This window comes from Actinomadura sp. NTSP31 (assembly GCF_041951385.1).
Lineage (GTDB): Bacteria > Actinomycetota > Actinomycetes > Streptosporangiales > Streptosporangiaceae > Spirillospora > Spirillospora napierensis.
This window is the reverse complement of sequence record NZ_JBGNUT010000015.1, coordinates 130235-146871: the sequence shown is the minus strand read 5'-3', so window position 1 is coordinate 146871 and position 16637 is coordinate 130235. Positions and strand designations below refer to the sequence as shown.

The 16637-nt window shown below is 72.7% G+C and carries 19 protein-coding genes; 12 read left to right on the top strand and 7 right to left on the bottom strand.

Translation table 11 applies throughout. The annotated features are described in order from the left end of the window. Positions 1-12: 12 nt before the first annotated feature. Positions 13-747, bottom strand: coding sequence for an SDR family NAD(P)-dependent oxidoreductase (locus ACA514_RS25455; protein WP_375043731.1), 735 nt, complete (start codon positions 745-747; stop codon positions 13-15). A gap of 95 nt (positions 748-842) precedes the next feature. On the opposite strand from ACA514_RS25455, the gene ACA514_RS25450 reads away from it, so the two are divergent. The 3 genes from ACA514_RS25450 to ACA514_RS25440 all read left to right on the top strand — a co-directional run bounded on the left by ACA514_RS25450 (position 843) and on the right by ACA514_RS25440 (position 3074). After that, positions 843-1529: an endonuclease V gene (locus tag ACA514_RS25450; RefSeq protein WP_375043730.1), complete on the top strand. Its 687-nt coding sequence runs from the start codon at positions 843-845 to the stop codon at positions 1527-1529. A 108-nt stretch (positions 1530-1637) separates the two neighbouring features. Continuing rightward, positions 1638-2207, top strand: coding sequence for a TetR/AcrR family transcriptional regulator (locus ACA514_RS25445; RefSeq protein WP_375043729.1), 570 nt, complete (start codon positions 1638-1640; stop codon positions 2205-2207). Positions 2208-2312: 105 nt separating this feature from the next. Beyond that, positions 2313-3074, top strand: coding sequence for a glucose 1-dehydrogenase (locus tag ACA514_RS25440; protein ID WP_375043728.1), 762 nt, complete (start codon positions 2313-2315; stop codon positions 3072-3074). 38 nt (positions 3075-3112) lie between these two features. Here ACA514_RS25440 and ACA514_RS25435 read toward each other — a convergent pair whose 3' ends face one another. Then, a complete protein-coding gene (locus ACA514_RS25435; protein WP_375043727.1) occupies positions 3113-4486 on the bottom strand; it encodes an amidase in 1374 nt (457 codons plus the stop codon). A 74-nt stretch (positions 4487-4560) separates the two neighbouring features. On the opposite strand from ACA514_RS25435, the gene ACA514_RS25430 reads away from it, so the two are divergent. Continuing rightward, positions 4561-5121 carry a TetR/AcrR family transcriptional regulator gene (locus tag ACA514_RS25430; RefSeq protein WP_375043726.1) on the top strand — a complete coding sequence of 187 codons (561 nt, stop codon included), beginning with the start codon at positions 4561-4563 and terminating at the stop codon, positions 5119-5121. An 805-nt stretch (positions 5122-5926) separates the two neighbouring features. Here ACA514_RS25430 and ACA514_RS25425 read toward each other — a convergent pair. Further along, positions 5927-7006, bottom strand: a complete 1080-nt coding sequence (locus ACA514_RS25425) for a class I SAM-dependent methyltransferase (RefSeq protein WP_375043725.1) — start codon at positions 7004-7006, stop codon at positions 5927-5929. 218 nt (positions 7007-7224) lie between these two features. On the opposite strand from ACA514_RS25425, the gene ACA514_RS25420 reads away from it, so the two are divergent. Next, a complete protein-coding gene (locus ACA514_RS25420; RefSeq protein ID WP_375043724.1) occupies positions 7225-8421 on the top strand; it encodes a calcium-binding protein in 1197 nt (398 codons plus the stop codon). A 121-nt stretch (positions 8422-8542) separates the two neighbouring features. Beyond that, on the top strand, positions 8543-8926 hold the full coding sequence (locus ACA514_RS25415) for a RidA family protein (RefSeq protein WP_375043723.1): 384 nt from the start codon (positions 8543-8545) through the stop codon (positions 8924-8926). A 25-nt stretch (positions 8927-8951) separates the two neighbouring features. Here ACA514_RS25415 and ACA514_RS25410 read toward each other — a convergent pair whose 3' ends face one another. After that, on the bottom strand, positions 8952-9551 hold the full coding sequence (locus ACA514_RS25410; RefSeq protein WP_375043722.1) for a TetR/AcrR family transcriptional regulator: 600 nt from the start codon (positions 9549-9551) through the stop codon (positions 8952-8954). 75 nt (positions 9552-9626) lie between these two features. Here ACA514_RS25410 and ACA514_RS25405 point away from each other — a divergent pair, with 75 nt between their 5' ends. From ACA514_RS25405 to ACA514_RS25385, 5 genes are all read left to right on the top strand, one after another. Further along, positions 9627-10823, top strand: coding sequence for an alpha/beta fold hydrolase (locus ACA514_RS25405; protein ID WP_375043721.1), 1197 nt, complete (start codon positions 9627-9629; stop codon positions 10821-10823). 471 nt (positions 10824-11294) lie between these two features. Next, entirely contained in the window at positions 11295-11474 is a 180-nt protein-coding gene (locus tag ACA514_RS25400) for a DUF4236 domain-containing protein (protein ID WP_375043720.1), read from the top strand. A gap of 148 nt (positions 11475-11622) precedes the next feature. Continuing rightward, entirely contained in the window at positions 11623-12060 is a 438-nt protein-coding gene (locus ACA514_RS25395; protein WP_375043719.1) for a DUF6069 family protein, read from the top strand. Positions 12061-12214: 154 nt separating this feature from the next. After that, positions 12215-12700 carry a hypothetical protein gene (locus ACA514_RS25390; protein ID WP_375043718.1) on the top strand — a complete coding sequence of 162 codons (486 nt, stop codon included), beginning with the start codon at positions 12215-12217 and terminating at the stop codon, positions 12698-12700. Positions 12701-12754: 54 nt separating this feature from the next. Further along, complete coding sequence (locus ACA514_RS25385; RefSeq protein WP_375043717.1) at positions 12755-13252, top strand: DinB family protein; 498 nt, start codon at positions 12755-12757, stop codon at positions 13250-13252. Here ACA514_RS25385 and ACA514_RS25380 read toward each other — a convergent pair whose 3' ends face one another. Continuing rightward, positions 13253-14596 carry a sensor histidine kinase gene (locus ACA514_RS25380; protein WP_375043716.1) on the bottom strand — a complete coding sequence of 448 codons (1344 nt, stop codon included), beginning with the start codon at positions 14594-14596 and terminating at the stop codon, positions 13253-13255. Further along, positions 14593-15279 (bottom strand): response regulator transcription factor, encoded by a 687-nt coding sequence (locus tag ACA514_RS25375; protein ID WP_375043715.1) that lies wholly within the window; start codon positions 15277-15279, stop codon positions 14593-14595. The genes ACA514_RS25380 and ACA514_RS25375 overlap by 4 nt, the downstream gene beginning before the upstream one ends. Positions 15280-15318: 39 nt before the next feature. Between ACA514_RS25375 and ACA514_RS25370 the strand changes: the two genes are divergently transcribed. Then, on the top strand, positions 15319-15819 hold the full coding sequence (locus ACA514_RS25370; protein WP_375043714.1) for a hypothetical protein: 501 nt from the start codon (positions 15319-15321) through the stop codon (positions 15817-15819). 15 nt (positions 15820-15834) lie between these two features. On the opposite strand, the gene ACA514_RS25365 is transcribed toward ACA514_RS25370, so the two are convergent. Beyond that, positions 15835-16599 carry a DeoR/GlpR family DNA-binding transcription regulator gene (locus ACA514_RS25365; RefSeq protein WP_375043713.1) on the bottom strand — a complete coding sequence of 255 codons (765 nt, stop codon included), beginning with the start codon at positions 16597-16599 and terminating at the stop codon, positions 15835-15837. Between the last annotated feature and the right edge of the window lie 38 nt (positions 16600-16637).

Genomic DNA, 16637 nt, shown 5'->3' with positions numbered 1-16637 from the left:
GGGTGGGCCGGGTCACTGCATGGTGATGCCGCCGCTGACCGAGATGGTCTGGCCGGTGATGTACCCGGCGCGGTCGGTGCACAGGAACGCGATGATGCCGGCGACGTCGTCCGGGCGGCCGATGCGGCGCAGCGGGATCTGCTTGGCGAGCTTGCCGAGCAGGTCCGGGTGCCGGTCGGACACCGCCCGGACCATCGGCGTGTCCGTGGGGCCGGGGCAGACGACGTTGGAGGTGACGCCGCCTGCCGCCGCCTCGCGGGCGAGGGTCTTGGCCAGCCCGAACAGGCCCGACTTGGTGGCCGCGTAGGCGCCCTCGCCGCCGGATCCGGCGCGGGCGCCGTCGGAGGAGACGAAGACGAGCCGCCCCCAGCCGCGCCCGGTCATCCCGGGCAGCAGGGCGCGGGTCAGCTGCATCGGGGCGCGCAGGTTGACCCGCCACATCAGGTCCCAGTGGGCGGGGTCGCTGGCGGCGAACGGCTCGACGATGCTGACGCCCGCGTTGTGGACGAGCACGTCCACGGGCCCGGCCCCGGCGGCGAACGCGTCGATGGACGCGGGGTCGGCGAGATCGACGTGCGCGGCGGTGCCGCCGATCTCGCCCGCGACGTCCTCGGCGGCGGGCAGGTCGAGGTCGGCGACGACGACGCGGGCGCCGAGCGCGGCGAGGTCGGCGCAGATCGCCCGGCCGATGCCGCCGGCGCCTCCGGTGACGACGGCGGTGCGCCCGCCGAGTGCCATGCCGTCCATCGGGCCTCCGTTCCGCCGCTCGCGCCGACCTCCGTCACGGTAGCCCGCAGGCCGCCCGGGCGATGGGCGCGGTACGGGCGGTAGCGTGCCGGTTCATGGAGGTACGCGACCTGCACCCGTGGCCGTCCACGCCGGCGGAGGCGGAGGCGATCCAGGACCGGCTGCGCCCGCTGCTGGAGCTCGACGTCGCCGGGCCGGCGAGCCCGCGCACGGTCGCGGGGCTGGACGTCTCGTACGCGGGCGACGGCGGCGGGACCGGGACGCGGCTGGCCGCCGCCGTGGTGGTGCTGGACGCGGCGACCCTCGGCGTCGTGGAGGAGTCGGTCGCCGTCGGGACGGCCGCCTTCCCCTACGTCCCCGGCCTGTTCGCCTTCCGCGAGCTGCCCACGCTGCTGGACGCGCTCCGGACGCTCAGGACCACGCCCGACCTGCTCGTCTGCGACGGGTTCGGGGTCGCGCATCCCCGCCGGTTCGGCCTCGCCTGCCATCTCGGGGTGCTCACCGGCCTGCCGGCGATCGGCGTCGGGAAGACCGCGTTCGTCGGGACCTACGACCCGCCGGGCGGGCGGCGCGGCGACGCGAGCCCGCTGCTGGACGGCGGCGAGGAGGTCGGGCGGGTGCTGCGGACCCGCGAGGGCGTCAAGCCGGTGTTCGTGTCCGTCGGGCACCGCGCCGACCTCGACTCGGCGTGCCGCACCGTCCTCGCGCTCGCGCCCGAGTACCGCCTTCCGGAGACGACCCGCAGGTCGGATCGGCTGTCGCGCGACGCGCTCGGAACCTGACGGCAGAGAACGCCGTCCTCCTCGACGTACGTCCGGCGAGATGGCAGGCTTTTCGGGTAACAGGCGGCGGCCGGTCCCGGCCGTCCGCGCCACCGCTGGACGGTGCCCATGCAACCGCGCCCGATGCGGGCCGACGCCCGCCGCAACTACGAGCGACTGATCAGCACGGCCCGCGCGGCCTTCATGGAACACGGCACGAGCGCGTCCCTGGACGACATCGCCCGGCGCGCGGGCGTCGGGTCCGGGACGCTGTACCGGCACTTCCCCACCCGCGACGACCTGCTGCACGCGGTGCTGAGCGAGCGGATCGACGGGCTGCTCGCGCACGCCGCCGGGCTGATGGGCGAGCCGGACCCGGAGGCGGCGCTGGCCGGCTGGCTGCGCGGCTACCTCGACGGCGCCATGAGCCCGCGCGGCACCTCGACCGTGATCATCGAGGCGATGTCGGCGCGGTGGGCGGCGACGCGGCTCGGCGCGGCCGCCGGGGCGATCCGCGACGCGGTCGGCGGGCTGCTGGAGCGGGCGCAGCGGGCGGGCGCGATCCGGACGGACGCCGACGCCGCCGACCTGCTGCGGCTGACCAACGCGATCGGCGTCGCGGCCGAGCGCGCACCGGATCCCGCGGCCTACGCCGACCGGATGCTGGCCCTGCTGTTCGACGGGCTGCGCACGCGGTGACCGGGCGTCCGGCACCGGGCCGGGCCCCCTTGTTGACGAAACCAAGCGTTCGCTAGTTTGGTGGGACGCCGCGGTCGCGGTGCCCGCTGGGAACGAGGAGCGTTGATGGGGCAGCTTGACGGCAAGGTGGCGCTGATCACCGGTGGTGCGCGGGGCATGGGCAAGGCCCACGTGAAGCGCTTCGTCGCCGAAGGGGCGAAGGTGGTGTTCGGCGACGTCCTGGAGGAGGAAGGCGCGAAGCTCGCCGCCGAACTGGGGGACGACGTCCGGTTCGTCCGGATGGACGTGACATCGCCGGACGACTGGCAGAACGCCATCGGCACTGCTACGTCCACCTTCGGGGCGCTGAACATCCTGGTGAACAACGCCGGCATCCTCCGTCACAAGACCATCGAGGACATGGCGCTGGAGGAGTTCCGGCTGATCATCGAGGTCAACCTGATGGGCCAGTGGCTCGGCATCAAGTCGGTGACGCCCGCGATGCGCGCGGCCGGCGGCGGCTCGATCGTCAACGTCTCCTCGACCGAGGGCTTCGTCGGCGCGGACGGCCTCGCCGCCTACAGCGCCAGCAAGTTCGGCGTCCGCGGCCTCACCAAGTCCGCCGCCCGCGAACTCGGCAAGGACGGGATCCGCGTCAACTCCATCCACCCCGGCGGCATCATCACCCCGCTGTTCATGCAGGACGACATCATCGCGGCCAAGGCCGACAGCGCCGACGCGCTCATGAAGGCGCTCCCCCTTCGCCGGATGGGCAAGTCCAAGGAGGTGTCCGGCCTGGTCGTCTACCTCGCGTCGGACGACTCGTCCTACTGCACCGGCAGCGAGGTCCAGGTCGACGGCGGCCTGCTGACCGGCGCCGGCTACTGACGAGGACGGGCCGCCGGATCACCGGCGGCCCGCTCCTTTCACGGGCGGCGTTCCGTCCACCTCTCGACGGCCTCCAGCTGCGCGGCCAGCGAGATCAGCGTCGCCTCGTCCGAATCGTGCCCGAGAAGCTGCGCCCCGATCGGCAGGCCATTGCGCGTGAATCCCGCGGGGACGTTCACGCCGGGCCACCCCAGCACATTCCACGTCCACGCATACGGGCACGCGGCGGCGACCCCCGACTGCGTCTTGTGATAGCCGGCTCCGTCGAAGGCGCCGACCTTCAACGGCGGCTGCGCGGTCGTCGGCGTCAGCACCACATCGGCGAAACGGAAGATGCGCCCGACCTTTCTCCTCAAGTACGGGTCCATCCTCCTGGCCAGCGGAAGCAGCCGCTTCCCCAGCGTCCGCCCGATCCGCGCCTCGACCTCCGTGCGCGCCTCCGGCCGCGGGTTCGGCATCGCGTCGAGCCAGTCCGCGACCCCGGCCGTCCCGCGCGGGACGAGCCCGAGCCCCACCAGCCCGTAATCGGGATCGGCCGGAAAGACCTTGTGCCCCAATTCGGTGAGCCTTCTCGAAACCCGCTCGACGGCCTCCCGGATCTCCGGATCGAGTTTCCCGCTCACCCCGAACGCCGTCCGATACGAAACGGCGATGCGCAACTTCCCGGGCTCCCGCCTCGTCGCGTCCACGAAAGGCAGTACAGGACGACCCACCTGGTAGACGTCATCGGGATGGCTGCCCGAAAGCACATCGAGCATCAGCGCCGCGTCCTTGACGCTCCTCGCCAACGGCCCCCAAACGGTGATCCCGTTGAAAGGGTCGGTGTGGGGATGGCCGGAAACACGTCCCCGCTGCGGCTTGATGCCGACCAGCCCTGTCCACGCCGCCGGAATCCGGATCGAGCCCGCCCCGTCGGACCCCACGGCGCCCGCGACCATGCCCGCCGCGACCGCCGCCGCCGACCCGCCCGACGACCCGCCCGGGGTGTACTCGGGGTTCCACGGATTCCGCGCGATCCCGTACTCCGGCGACTCGCTGAACGGCCACAACCCGATCTCGCACGTCGTCGTCTTTCCCACGATGACCGCGCCGGCGGCCCGCAGCTTGCGCACGACCTCCCCGTCCCGCTCCGCCGGCCGGTGGTCGCCGGCCACCGCGAACGGGGTGGTCTCCCCCACGATGTCCGTATCGTCCTTGATCGCCACGGGCACCCCGAGCAGCGGCAGCCGCTCGCCCTCGGCCAGCCGCTTGTCGGCCTCCCGCGCCTCCTCGACCGCGGCCTCCCGCACGACTCGGAAGGCGCCCAGCGACTCCTGCCGCCCGATGCTCTCCAGCGACGCCCCGACCAGTTCCGCGGAGGAGACCTCCCCCTTCCGCAGCGCGTCCGCCTGCCCGGCCAGCCCCAGCTCCACGCGCGCCTCCCATGTATCGTTCGTTCGAACGAACGATAGCGGTCCGCGCCGCCCGTAGGGAAGACTGTGCAGCGATGAGCGCCCGCGACGAGATCCTCCACGCCACCCTCCGCCTGATCGGCGAGCAGGGCATCGGCGCCGTGACCAACCGCGCCGTCGCGAGGTCGGCCGGCGTCTCCCTCGGCTCCCTCACCTACCACTTCCCCAGCCAGGACGAACTGCTCCGCGAGGCCCTGCGCGCCTTCGTCGACGCCGAGATCGCCCGCATCGCCGCCTACGCCGAGAGCCTCCGCGAATCCGGCATCGCCCCGGTCGACGCCGCCGACCTGGTCGAGAAGGCGGTGGTCGACTTCGCCAACGGCCCCGAGCAGATCGCCAACCTGGAACTGCACCTGCACGCCGCCCGCGACCCCGCCATCCGCGACACCTCCACCCGCTCCGTCGAGGCCTACGACCGGCTCGCCACCGCCGTCCTCACCGCCCTCGGCATCCCCGACGCCGAACGCCACGCCCCCGCGATCGTCGCCATGCTCTACGGCCTCGCCGTCCGCCGCCTGGCCACCGGCGACACCGCCGCCACCGGCACCGCCGACGCCCTCCGCCTCCTCCTGCTCGGCGCCCTCCCCCGCGACTGAGAACAGGCCTCTGGCCCGCACGGCCCCAGAGCGGGGTAACGGGGCCGTGCGGGCCAGAGACCTGTCTCAATCAGGAACCTCAGTCGGAACCTCAGCCGACGTTCGCTCTGCTCTCCGCCTGTGCACCTCCGCCGTCTTCCGATGTGAACAAGCCCAACGCTAAGCCGCCCCCACCCAACCCAGAACCCCCTTAACCCTCACTTAGGGAAGGGCTGAGCAAGCCTTATTCGGGCCCCGTCCAGGCCCGTCCGGGAGAGCCGATCCGGTAGCCACTCACCTGCAAAAACAAGGGAAGGAGCCCAGGGGAACCGTCCGGCACAGTCGACCCGAGTCGAACGACCTCGAGTCACGTTGGCTCCCGAGGTTGCGATGACCGGACCCGCGAAGGGCAAGGTCACAACCACAGCAACCCGCACCGGCAACGTGCGGCGCGCCACCGCACGGCGAACATCCCTTGATAGCGGCGCATCGATGTGGCGCAAACCCGACTGGACGTCGTCCGTCTTTCAGCCCTGGGACGTGCTTGTCGCATATCTGAGGGGCGCATCCGTGCCGGGCATGGGTGCCACCACGCAATCCTCGGATCCGTAGCGGGCGCGGATGCCCTCCTGCCCGCTCTGGCTCCAGCCGAGAACGGTCGCTGAATGACCGCTGACATCAAGGGCTCAGTCCGATGCGGCTCGCGTGAGCGAACGGCGGCACGTCGATGCCGGGTGCCGTTACCAGCGGGCTCGCACGCTGGTGTCCCTCGGCGGGCACCAGCGCACCCAGGGGGAGTTCGGGCTGGCGGGCATGGGGACGGCGGTCATGGCCTGGCCTCGAGAATGAGGTTGAACGGGGTCTCGGCCGCGCGCCGCACGTGGTGGAACCCGGCCTCGTGCAGCACCTCGGTCAGCCGGCGTTCACCGGCCTGCGCGCCCAGTCCCAGCCCGACCTCCTGGGCCAGCGAGCCCGGCGTGCAGATCACCGTGGACAGGCCGTAGTAGACCCGCCCGACCGGGTTCAGGTTCTCCTCCAGCGCGTCGCCCGCGTACGGCTCGACCAGCAGCAGCGTGCCGTCCGGTGCCAGCGACCGCCGGACGCGGCGGGCCGCGGTGACCGGGTCGCCCATGTCGTGCAGGGCGTCGAACAGGCACACGAGGTCGTAGCCCAGGCCGGGGAAGTCCCGCCCGGACGCGACGTCGAACCTCGCCCGCTGCTCCAGGCCGGCCTCCCTCGCGGCGGTGCGGGCGGCCTCGACGGAGGCGTCGTGCGGGTCGAAGCCCGCGAACGTCGACCGCTCGAACGCCCGGGCCATGATGACCGTGGACGCGCCGTGCCCGCATCCGACGTCGGCCACGCTCGCCCCCGACCGCAGCTTCTCCACCACGCCGTCCAGCGCCGGCAGCCATTCCTCGACCAGATGGGCGGCGTAGCCGGGGCGGAAGAACCGCACGATGCCGGAGTACAGCCGGTGGTCGTGCTCGGCCCAGCCGACGCCCGCGCCGGTGCGGAACGCCTCGGCCAGCACCTCGTGGTCGGCGTAGCAGGAGGCGATGGCCTCGAAGGCGCCGCCGAGGAAGACCGGGCTGTCCTCGTTCGCGAGGACCATGGCGTGCTCCGGCGGCAGTTCGTAGGTGCCGGCGGCGGGGTCGTGGCCGACGTAGCCGCCGGCCGTCTGGTTGCCGAGCCATTCGCGGACGAGGCGCTCGGAGGTGCCGGTGCGCTGCGCCAGCGTGGCCGAGGTGATCGGCCCGGCGCCGGCCATCGCCTTGTAGAGGCCGAGCCGGTCGCCGAGGTGGAGCAGCAGTCCGGAGATCGCGGCCCCCATGTCGACGACCGCCTGCCCGAGGAACGCCTGGAGTTCGGCCTCATCGATCGGCGGATTGCCTGTCGCGGTGGTCATGAGCTTCTCCGCTCTTCCGTGCAGGTCCCCGATGGACCTGTGCGAGAAGCGTGCGCTCCGGTGCGGGAAGGGGGCATCCGTGGCCACCACGCAATCACCGGTCCCGTGGCGGGCACGGATGCCCGGCGGTTCCCCGGTCGGTCAAGGTGCCCCCAGCGGCGAACGCCCGCCGTGTGACCGAACGGCACACGCGGTTCGCCCCTGAGGGAAGGCATGACATGAATGATCACAGACGGCTGGGCGCGGCGTTCCTCGCCTCCGGCGTGGTCCTGGGGACCGCGCTCATCGGCGGGACGCCGGCTCGTGCCGCGACGACCGTCACCTTCAGCGGCGGCGTCCTGAACATCGTCGGGGACACCGCGGCCAACAGCATCACCGTGGGCAGGACCACGGCGGGCGCCATCACCCTCAACGGCCTCCAGGTGCTGGGCGGTGCTCCGACGACGGGCAACGTGCAGCGCGTCCGCGTCGACGGAGGCGACGGCAACGACACCCTGCGGATCGACGAGACCAACGGCCCCATGCCGCAGGGCGAGTTCCTCGGCGGCGACGGCAACGATGCCCTGACCGGCGGCTCGGGAGCCGACACCCTGACCGGCGGCCCAGGGGTCGACGCGCTCTCCGGCAACGGCGGCGACGACACCATCACCGGTGGCACCGGCAACGACAAGGCCGTCGGCGGTCCCGGCATCGACACCGTCGCGCTGGGCGAAGACGACGACGAGTTCACCTGGAACCCCGGCGACGGCAACGACCACGTCAGCCCCGACACGGGCAAGGACACCCTGCTGTTCAACACCGGCCCCGAGCAAGTCGTGAACATCGCGCCGAGGGGACCACGGGCCTTCGTCCTCATCCCGCCGGATCCCTTCAGCCCTCCGGACACGCCTTCGAAGGTCGACATGGAGATCAGCGGGTTCGAGCTCGTGAAGCTGAACGTCCCCGACCTCCAGGCGCCGAACACGACGGTCATCACCAGGGAGGTGAGCGTGAATGACGCACCCGGTGCCGGTATCGGTGTGGTGAAGGTGAACTTCGCCCCGCACGCCGGCCCCACCGAGCGCTTCAACCGGCTGCTCTTCCGCGGCACCGTGGGCGCCGATCGGATCAGGCTGGCCGGATCACCGACGTCGGGCGTCGAGGTGTTCGGCACGTCCCAGACGGTGCTGGCCAACCAGGTCGACGATCTCACGGTCTTCGGCGGGGACGGCGACGACGTGCTCGACGCCAACGGCCTGCCCGCCGGCACGGCCCGGCTCACGGAGTTCGGCGGGGGCAACCCGTTCGTGGACGGCCACATCACCGACGGCAACGACACGCTGATCGGCACCCCGGGTGACGACCACCTGTTCGGCGGCACCGGCCTGAACCGCTATGAAGGCCGAGGCGGCAACGACACCATCATCGATCAGTAGGCGGCACACACCGACGACCCGGCATCTCCAACCGCCCCTGACCGACCAAGACCAAGACCAAGACCAGTGGCCCGGCGGGGCATCGGTGCCCCGCCGACCCGAAACGAGAGAAGGTCGGCGGATGAAAAAGCAGATCATCCAGTCGGACAAGGCACCGAGTTCGCCGCTGTACGGCCAGGGGGTGAGGGCCGGATCGGTGATCTACGTGTCGGGCATGGTCGGGATCGACGCGGCGACCGGCCAACTGGCGGGTGCGACGATCCAGGAGCAGACGCGCCAGGCGCTGCGCAACTGCAAGGCGGTCGTCGAGGCGGGTGGGGGCAGGCTGGAGGAGGTGGCGCAGGTCACCGTGCTGCTCGCGGACCCGGCGGACTTCGCGGGGATGAACGAGGAGTACGCCAGAGTGTTCGTCACCGAGCCGCCGGCGCGCGCGGTCGCCCGGCTCGGGGTCGAGCTGCCGGACGTGCTCGTGTCGATCATGATGACCGCGCACGTCGAGGACTGACCGAGCACCAGGTCCCGACATCGCGTTATTGGAGGTCGAGGGCGCGGGCTAGGTGGGTGGTCCACCAGCGGAGTTGTGGGCCGGGGGTGGTGGCCGCCCGGCCGGTGAGGCCGGCGCTGCGGCGGAACGCCGGGCCGTACAGCGGCTCGGTGGCGAGGGCCTGGTGGAGAGCGGCGACGGCCAGCCGGGTGTCCTCGACGGGGATGGCGGCGGCGTCGGGGCGCAGGGCGTGCAGCGCGTCGACGACCGGGTCGAGCATTCCCGACCCTTCGTCCCGCCATCCGGCGGCGTGCAGCGCCATCGCCAGCTCGCCGTAGCCCCGGCGGTAGAAGACCGCCAAGGCGTCGACCAGCTCACCGATGTCGGCGCCGCGGTCGAGCCAGGAGTCCAGCACCTCCTCGACGCCGGCCCGGATCTTCCGGCCGCCATGGCGGAGCAGTGCCTCCAGCAGACGGTCGCGAGAGCCGAAATGGTGGTTGACCCCCGCATCGGTCATGCCGACGCGGGCGGCGACGGCCCGGACCTGGACGGCGGCCACACCGCCCTCGGCCAGGAGCCGCTCGGCGGCGTCCAGGATCAGGCGCCGCGCCTCCTCGGGCGGGCGGCGCACCCGCGAACGTGTCACTCGGCAGACCTTACCTTGACAGGCCAAGGTTGGCTGCCTAGCGTCTTGCCTTGATCCCAAGGTAAGGGGGCCGCCGTGATCGGCTTCACCGCGCGGAGCATCGTCCGTCCTGACACGATCCTGCGCGGTGGGGAGGTCGGTGCCGGGCCCACCGTCCTCCTGCTCCACGCCGGTGGTGAACGCCGGCAGGTGTGGACGCCGGTCACCGACGTCCTGGTCGAGTCCGGGTTCCGGTGCGTGGCCTTCGACCAGCGCGGTCACGGTGACAGCGGCGGCTCGGTGCGGGCGCTCGCGCCCTGCGCGGACGACGTCGCCGCCATGCTCCACGCCGAGCGGCCGGGATGCGTGGTCGTCGGCGCCTCGCTCGGCGGGCTCGCCGCCATCGCCGCCCTGAGCGACCCGGCCGTCCGGGCGAGAGTGGCGGGCCTCGTGCTGGTGGACGTCGTGCCCGATCTGGAACCCCAGCGGGTCCGCGGCTTCCTCGCCGACGGGGGCATGCTCGACGTCCACAGCGAGCTCGTCGAGGACGTCCTCGCCCAGGTTCCACGGTTGCGGCGGATCACCGCGGAGCTCGACGTGCCCGTCTTGCTCGTCCGCGGCGGCAGCGGGTCGGCCGTGACGGACGGCGACGTCGACCGGTTCCTGCGTCTGGCTCCTCACGCCACGGTCACATGCGTCGGCGATGCCGGGCACCTCGTCGCCCGCGATCGACCGGTGGCACTGGCCGAGGCCATCTCCGCCACCGCCGAGTGGCCGGCGCTGGCGCTGCTGCGCGATCTCGGCGCGGGGGAGGTCGACCACCCCGGCGGCAACCTCCTCGACCACCTGCAGCGGGTGCGCGAACTCGTGGACGGCTGGGGCGGGGGGCGGCGTCTGAGCCTCGCAACGCTCTGCCACGCCGCCTACGGCACCGATGGCTTCCCGCACGCGCTGCTGCCGCTCGACCGGCGGGCCCGACTGCGGGAGACGATAGGCGACGAGGCCGAAAGCCTCGTCTACCTCTACGACGCCTGCGACCGGAGCGAGACCTACGCCCGCCTCGGCGCGGCGCCGCTCCCGCTCACCGACCGCTTCACCGGCGAGGTCGTCGCCCTGGCCGGCGCCGACCTCACCGGCTTCGCCCTCCTCACCGTCGCCAACGAACTCGACGTCGCTCGCAACGCCTCGCTCACCCCGGACATCCGCCGCGGCATCCGAACTCTCATCGCCGCAATGGCGGCCTACGTCCCGGACGCCTCCGCTCAGGCCCTCGCCGACTCGTCTCTCCGCTGACGCCGCGGCGCGACGGCCGAGCAGGCGCCGGTCAGGGCGCGATGTAGAGGCAGTACGCGGTGGCGCGGGCGACGATCCGGTTGGTCGCCCGTTCCTTCACCTCGGCCTTGACGTCGTACGACAGGTAGTAATGCGGCGAGATGGTCTGGCTGTAGGCGTGTTGGCTTACGTCCCGTCGGCCGAGTGCCGTCCCAGTAGCCGGAGTACTGCCGCGTGCCGTCGGCCTTGCGGAGCGTGACCCGGACGGTCTCGGTGTAGAAGCTGTAGGCGGCTATCGGACGGTGCCATTGTCCTGGCCCTTCTTCATCAGTGGCCGATATTCCGACCGGACGCCTTCTTCGCTGGTGCGGGGGCGGCTCGGTCCGACCGTTGTCGGGATAGCGGGCCGTCCGCTGAAGGGCGCCTGTTTGGCCGACGATCTACGGGGCAGTTCCGCGTCGCTTGTGAGGGAGCGAGAAGGGAGCAGCGGCGATGGGCATCATGTTCCGGAAGCGCAAGCGGTACGGACCTCTGGTTCTCAACTTCACCGAGAACGGGTTCTCGTCCTGGACGATCAAGGTCGGTCGGTGGTCCTGGAACTCCCGTGCGCGGGCGCACCGGGTCGACCTGCCCGGTCCCCTGTCGTGGAAGCAGGACAAGCCGCGAAACTGACGCGCGGTCGGCTGTCGATTTCGGTGTGCTCACGTCGGTGACGTGCGGCGATGTCACTGTTTCAACTCGACCGATGAGTTCGCGCGGTCCGCTTGGTCTGCCCTTTCGAAACCACGTCGCCTCGCGCGAAGACGAAAGGGAAGAGCCCATGAGCGTCTCCAGCTACACCGCAGTCGCGTCCACGACCGCCGCGACCTCGCCTCGCACCGTTCCGCTGTGGCGCACCGGCGGGCTCGCCGCCGTCGGCGCCGCGCTGGCCACCACCGCTCTCGGCGCCGTCGCGAAAAGCGCGGGAGTGTCCCTGGAGATCGACGGCGCACCGATTCCGCTGCTCGGCTTCACGCAGCTGACGCTGGCGTGTGCCGCGATCGGCCTGGTGCTGGCCGTGGCGCTGCGGCGCTGGGCCGCGACGCCCAGGCGCACGTTCGTGGCGGTCACCGCCGTTCTCACGGCGCTGTCGTTCGTGCCCGACCTCATCGTCCCGGCGGCCCCGTCGACCCGGGCCGTCCTCATGGCCGCCCACCTGGTGGCCGCGGCGATCGTCGTCCCGCTCGTCGCCGGTCGCCTGCCCGTGCGCACGCGCTGACACCGGGCTCAGCACCCTCAACAAGATCCGTGCGAGGCGCCGCGTGGGCGGTGCCGGCGGGTGGAGCGGGCTCGAGGGCCGTTACTTTCTGATGTCATTCTGTCACTCTGGGTGGTGACCGGGCTGTCGGTCTGGACGAAACTGGAGGAACAGGATGCATGTAGGGGTAAAGCTCGGCGCGACCCTGGCCGGTGCCGTGCTCGCCGGGACGGCGCTGGGCGCCGGCGCGGCGGCGGGCGAGCAGCCGCCGCCGAACCCGGGGCAGGGCGGCGCGCAGCAGGCGCAGCCGCGGCCGCCGCACGACGGGGAGGAAGGGCACGGTCCGGGCGCCATCAAGGTCGGCCGCAAGGGCGCCGCGAAGGCGATGCACCGGCTGATGGTGCGGGACGAGCTGCGCCAGCACTGGTGCCACGGCCGGGTCCTGCCGACGGGCGGGCTGAACCTGCGCGAGGGGCCGGGGCTGCGCTACCGCGTCGTCCGCGTCCTCAAGCACAACAGCCAGGTCACCACGGACTGGGACACCGTCCAGCGCAGGGACGGGTACCTGTGGGTGCGGCTCCCGGACAAGTTCTGGATCGCCGACTACAAGCTCGGCGACGGGAACGGCAAGTGGTACGTCAAGTACTCCAACTGCCGCTGACGTGGTGAACGGGGGCCGGCGTCCGTCGGGGCGCCGGCCCGGTACGGTCGTCGGATGAGAGACGTGCCGTTCGTCGGTGATGAGAAGGAAAGCCTGCAAGCGAGCCTCGACCGGCATCGGGACGTCGTGCTGTGGAAGCTGGACGGGCTCGACGACGAGCAGGTGCGGCGGGTGATGACGCCGTCGGGGACGACGCTGCTGGGGCTGACCAAGCACCTGGCGGCCATGGAGTACTCGTGGTTCTGCGAGACGTTCGGGCGGGAGACCGAGCCCCTGCCGCTGGACGACGACGATCCGGAGATGGACCTGCGGGTCGAGGCGGACGAGACCACGGCGGGGATCACCGCGTTCTACGAGCGGTCGCGGGCGGCGGCGGACCAGGTGATCGCTGAGCTGGACCTCGACGCGACGGGCACGTCATGGTCCGGCCGGACGGTGTCGCTGCGCTGGGTGCTGATCCACATGATCGAGGAGACCGCGCGGCACGCCGGGCACCTGGACGTCCTGCGGGAGCTGATCGACGGGGCGACGGGCGACCACGTGCGGGACTGATCAGGTGCGGGAGTGCCGGCGGCGGACCAGCCGGCGGGAGCGGCGGGTCGGGGGCAGCCACTTGGTGCGGAACCACATCTGCACCTGGGCGCCGCCGAGGACGCTGCGGTGGATGCGCAGGTAGCCGCCGGTCGACTCGGCGGCGCGGCGCGCGATGTCGAGGCCGAGGCCGGTGGAGCCGCCGCCGCTGCTGCCGCGCTTGAGGGCCGCGTCGGGGTCGGTGATGCCGGGTCCGCCGTCGGCGACGAGGATGCCGGTGACGCCCTGGCCCTGGTGCAGGGTGACGACGAAGCCGGTGCCCTCGGCGGTGTGCCGGAAGACGTTGCCGAGCAGCGCGTCCACGGCGGCGGCGAGCTCGGTGCCGGGCAGCGGCAGCGGCGCCGGGCCCTCGGCGCCGATCAGCTCGCAGGAGCGGCCCTCGTCCTCGGCGAGCACGGACCAGAACGCGACGCGGTCGCGCAGCACCTTGGACGCGTCGCAGCTGCCGCGCCGGGTGGGGCGCCGGACGGTCCGGATGATCTGGTCGACCTCGCGCTCGATCCGGTCGACGGCCTCGCGGGTCTGGTCGGGGACCGGTCCGTCGCCGAGCGCCTCGGCGTTGAGCCGCAGGGCGGCCAGCGGGGTGCGCAGCCGGTGCGACAGGTCGGCGGCCATCTCCCGTTCGGCCGACAGCAGCTGGACGACGTGGTCGGCCATCGCGTTGAACGCCAGCCCCGCCTCGACCAGCTCCGGCGGCCCGTCCGGCTCGATCCGGACCGACATCTCGCCGTCGCCGAACGCGGCGGCGGCCTCGGCGAGCCGGCGGGTCGAGCGGATCATCCGGTTGCCGAGCCGGTCGGCGACGACGACGGACCCGGCGACGAGCGCGGCGGCGACGGCCGTCATCACCAGCCACGCCTTCCACACCCCGCGGGTCAGGTCGCCGTCGGGCAGGAACACCTCCACGACGGCGGTACGGCCGGCGTCCAGCGACACGGGCTGGAGCAGCGCGTACCCGCCGGAGACGCGCGCGGTGTAGGACCGGCCGCGGCGGCCCGCCTCCATGAGCTGCTCGGGACGCGCCGACGGGTCGCCGGGGCCCGGCTTCGGGACGAGCGTGCCGTCCGGCATGTGCACGGTCATGCGGCCGGCGGCGCCGGCCTGGGTGCTGGCGACGGCGCGTTCGAGCGCGGCCGGGTCCTCGGTGACGACGAGCACGGGGCCGAGCGCGCTGGCCTGCCGTTCGGCGGTCGTCAGCGCGCGGTCCCGGGCGATCTCCCGGACGGTCAGCGCCAGCGGGATGAGGAAGGCCAGCGCGACCATCGAGGTGACCGCGAGGGACACCAGGACGAGCGTGCGTCTCATGCGCGCGGACCGGGCTCGGCCAGCCGGACCCCGACGCCCCGGACGGTGTGCAGGTACCGGGGTTTCGCGGCGGTCTCGCCCAGCTTGCGGCGCAGCCAGGACAGGTGCACGTCGATGGTCTGGTCGTCGCCGTAGGCCTGCCGCCACACCTCGGCGAGCAGTTCGCGGCGGGCGACGACCCGGCCGGGCCGGGCGGCGAGGTAGGCGAGCAGGTCGAACTCGCGGCGGGTCAGCTCCAGGGACTCGCCGTCCAGCCGGGCCTCGCGGCGGTCCAGGTCGATGTGCAGGCCGCCGACGCTGATCTCGGCGGACGGCCCGGACCGCGCGGAGCGGCGCAGCACCGCGGCGAGCCGGGCGCTGAGGTGCTCGGCGGAGAACGGCTTGATCAGGTAGTCGTCGGCGCCGGCGTTCAGCAGCCGGACGATCTCGGGCTCGTCGTCGCGGGCGGTGGCGATGATGACCGGGACGTCGGACACCCCGCGCAGCATCTTCAGCACCTCGGCGCCGTCCAGGTCGGGCAGCCCGAGGTCGAGGATGACCACGTCCGGCGGCGACTGGGTGACCTCGCGGAGCGCGTCCATCGCGGTGCCGACGCTGCGCACGACGTGCGAACGGGCGCTCAGTTCGCGGATCAAGGCGGTACGGACGTTCGCGTCGTCCTCGACAACCAGAACACTCGCCATGGCGGAACCGTATGCCACCATGTGTCGATGCGTCGGGCGATGTCGTATGTTGCCCCGTGGGCGGTGGCGACCGCGCTGGCGGTCGCGCTGTCCTGGCTCGGGGTGCGCGGGGTCGTGCGCGGCGCGGTGTCGGAGCGTTCGGCGCCGCCGCCGATCGCGGGCCCGGTCATCCACGGCAGCCCGTCCACGCTCCCGGGCCCGCCGACGAGCGTCGGGTCGCCGACGTCGGCGCCGCGTCCGGCGGCCGGCGAGGACCAGGGGCCGAAGCCCAGCAAATCTCCCACGCCTTCCGACAAACCCACCAAGCAGAAGCCGTCCGGCAACGTGCGGAGCTTCGCGACGCGCGGCGGGCAGGCGGCGCTGGCGTTCACCGACGGGCGGGTCAAGCTGGTGTCGGCGACACCGAACCCGGGCTACGAGACGCGCGTGACGGAGGCGGCGCGCTGGCTGCGCGTCGACTTCCTCTCCGACGAGCACACCTCGTCCGTCGTGGCGACCTGGGACCGGCGCCCGCCGACGGTGAAGGTCTACGAGTACTGACCCGGGCGGCAGGCGTCACGGGACGGCGACGGTCACCGTGACCTCCCGGCGCGCCCGGAACGGCGCCAGCTGCTCCTCCGTCGCACCGGAATCGGTGATGAGCGTCCACGGCCGGTCCAGCGGCGTCCACCAGTTGCTATCGGCCCGGCCCAGCTTGGACGCGTCGGCCAGCACGCACACGTCCCGCGCCTGCTCGACCATCAGCCGCTTCAGCGACGCCTGCTCGGCGGTCCCCTCGCACACCCCGCGCCCGGCGACCACGCCGTCCGCGCCGAGGAACACGGTGTCGGCGGTGATGGCGCGCAGCGCGCCCTCGGCGAGCGGCCCGATCATGCCGAGGCTGATGTGCCGGACGGCACCGCCCAGCGCGATCAGCTCGACGCCCGCGCTGTCGGCCAGCGCGTCCAGCGTCGTCAGCCCGTTGGTCACCACGGTGATGCCGGACCAGGACGCCAGCCGCGCCGCGAGCGCGCCGACCGTCGTGCCCGCGTCCAGCAGCAGCATCGCCCCCGGCCGCACGCGCGCCTCGGCCGCCTGCGCGATCGCCGCCTTCTGCGCGAGCGCGAGCCGTTCCCGCTCGTGCAGCGGCTGCTCGCCGGGCGCGGCCGACAGCGCGCCGCCGTAGGTGCGCACGATCTCGCCCTCGTCGCTCAGCACCTGCAGGTCGCGCCGGATCGTGGACGGGGAGACGGCGAACGTCTCCGCCATGTCCTCCACCCGCACCGGCTGCTCCCGCAGCAGCCGCGCGATGCGCTCGCGCCGCTCCTCGGCCTTCACCACGCGCCTTCCCTCCTGGCTCCTCCGGCCGCCGGGGCCAC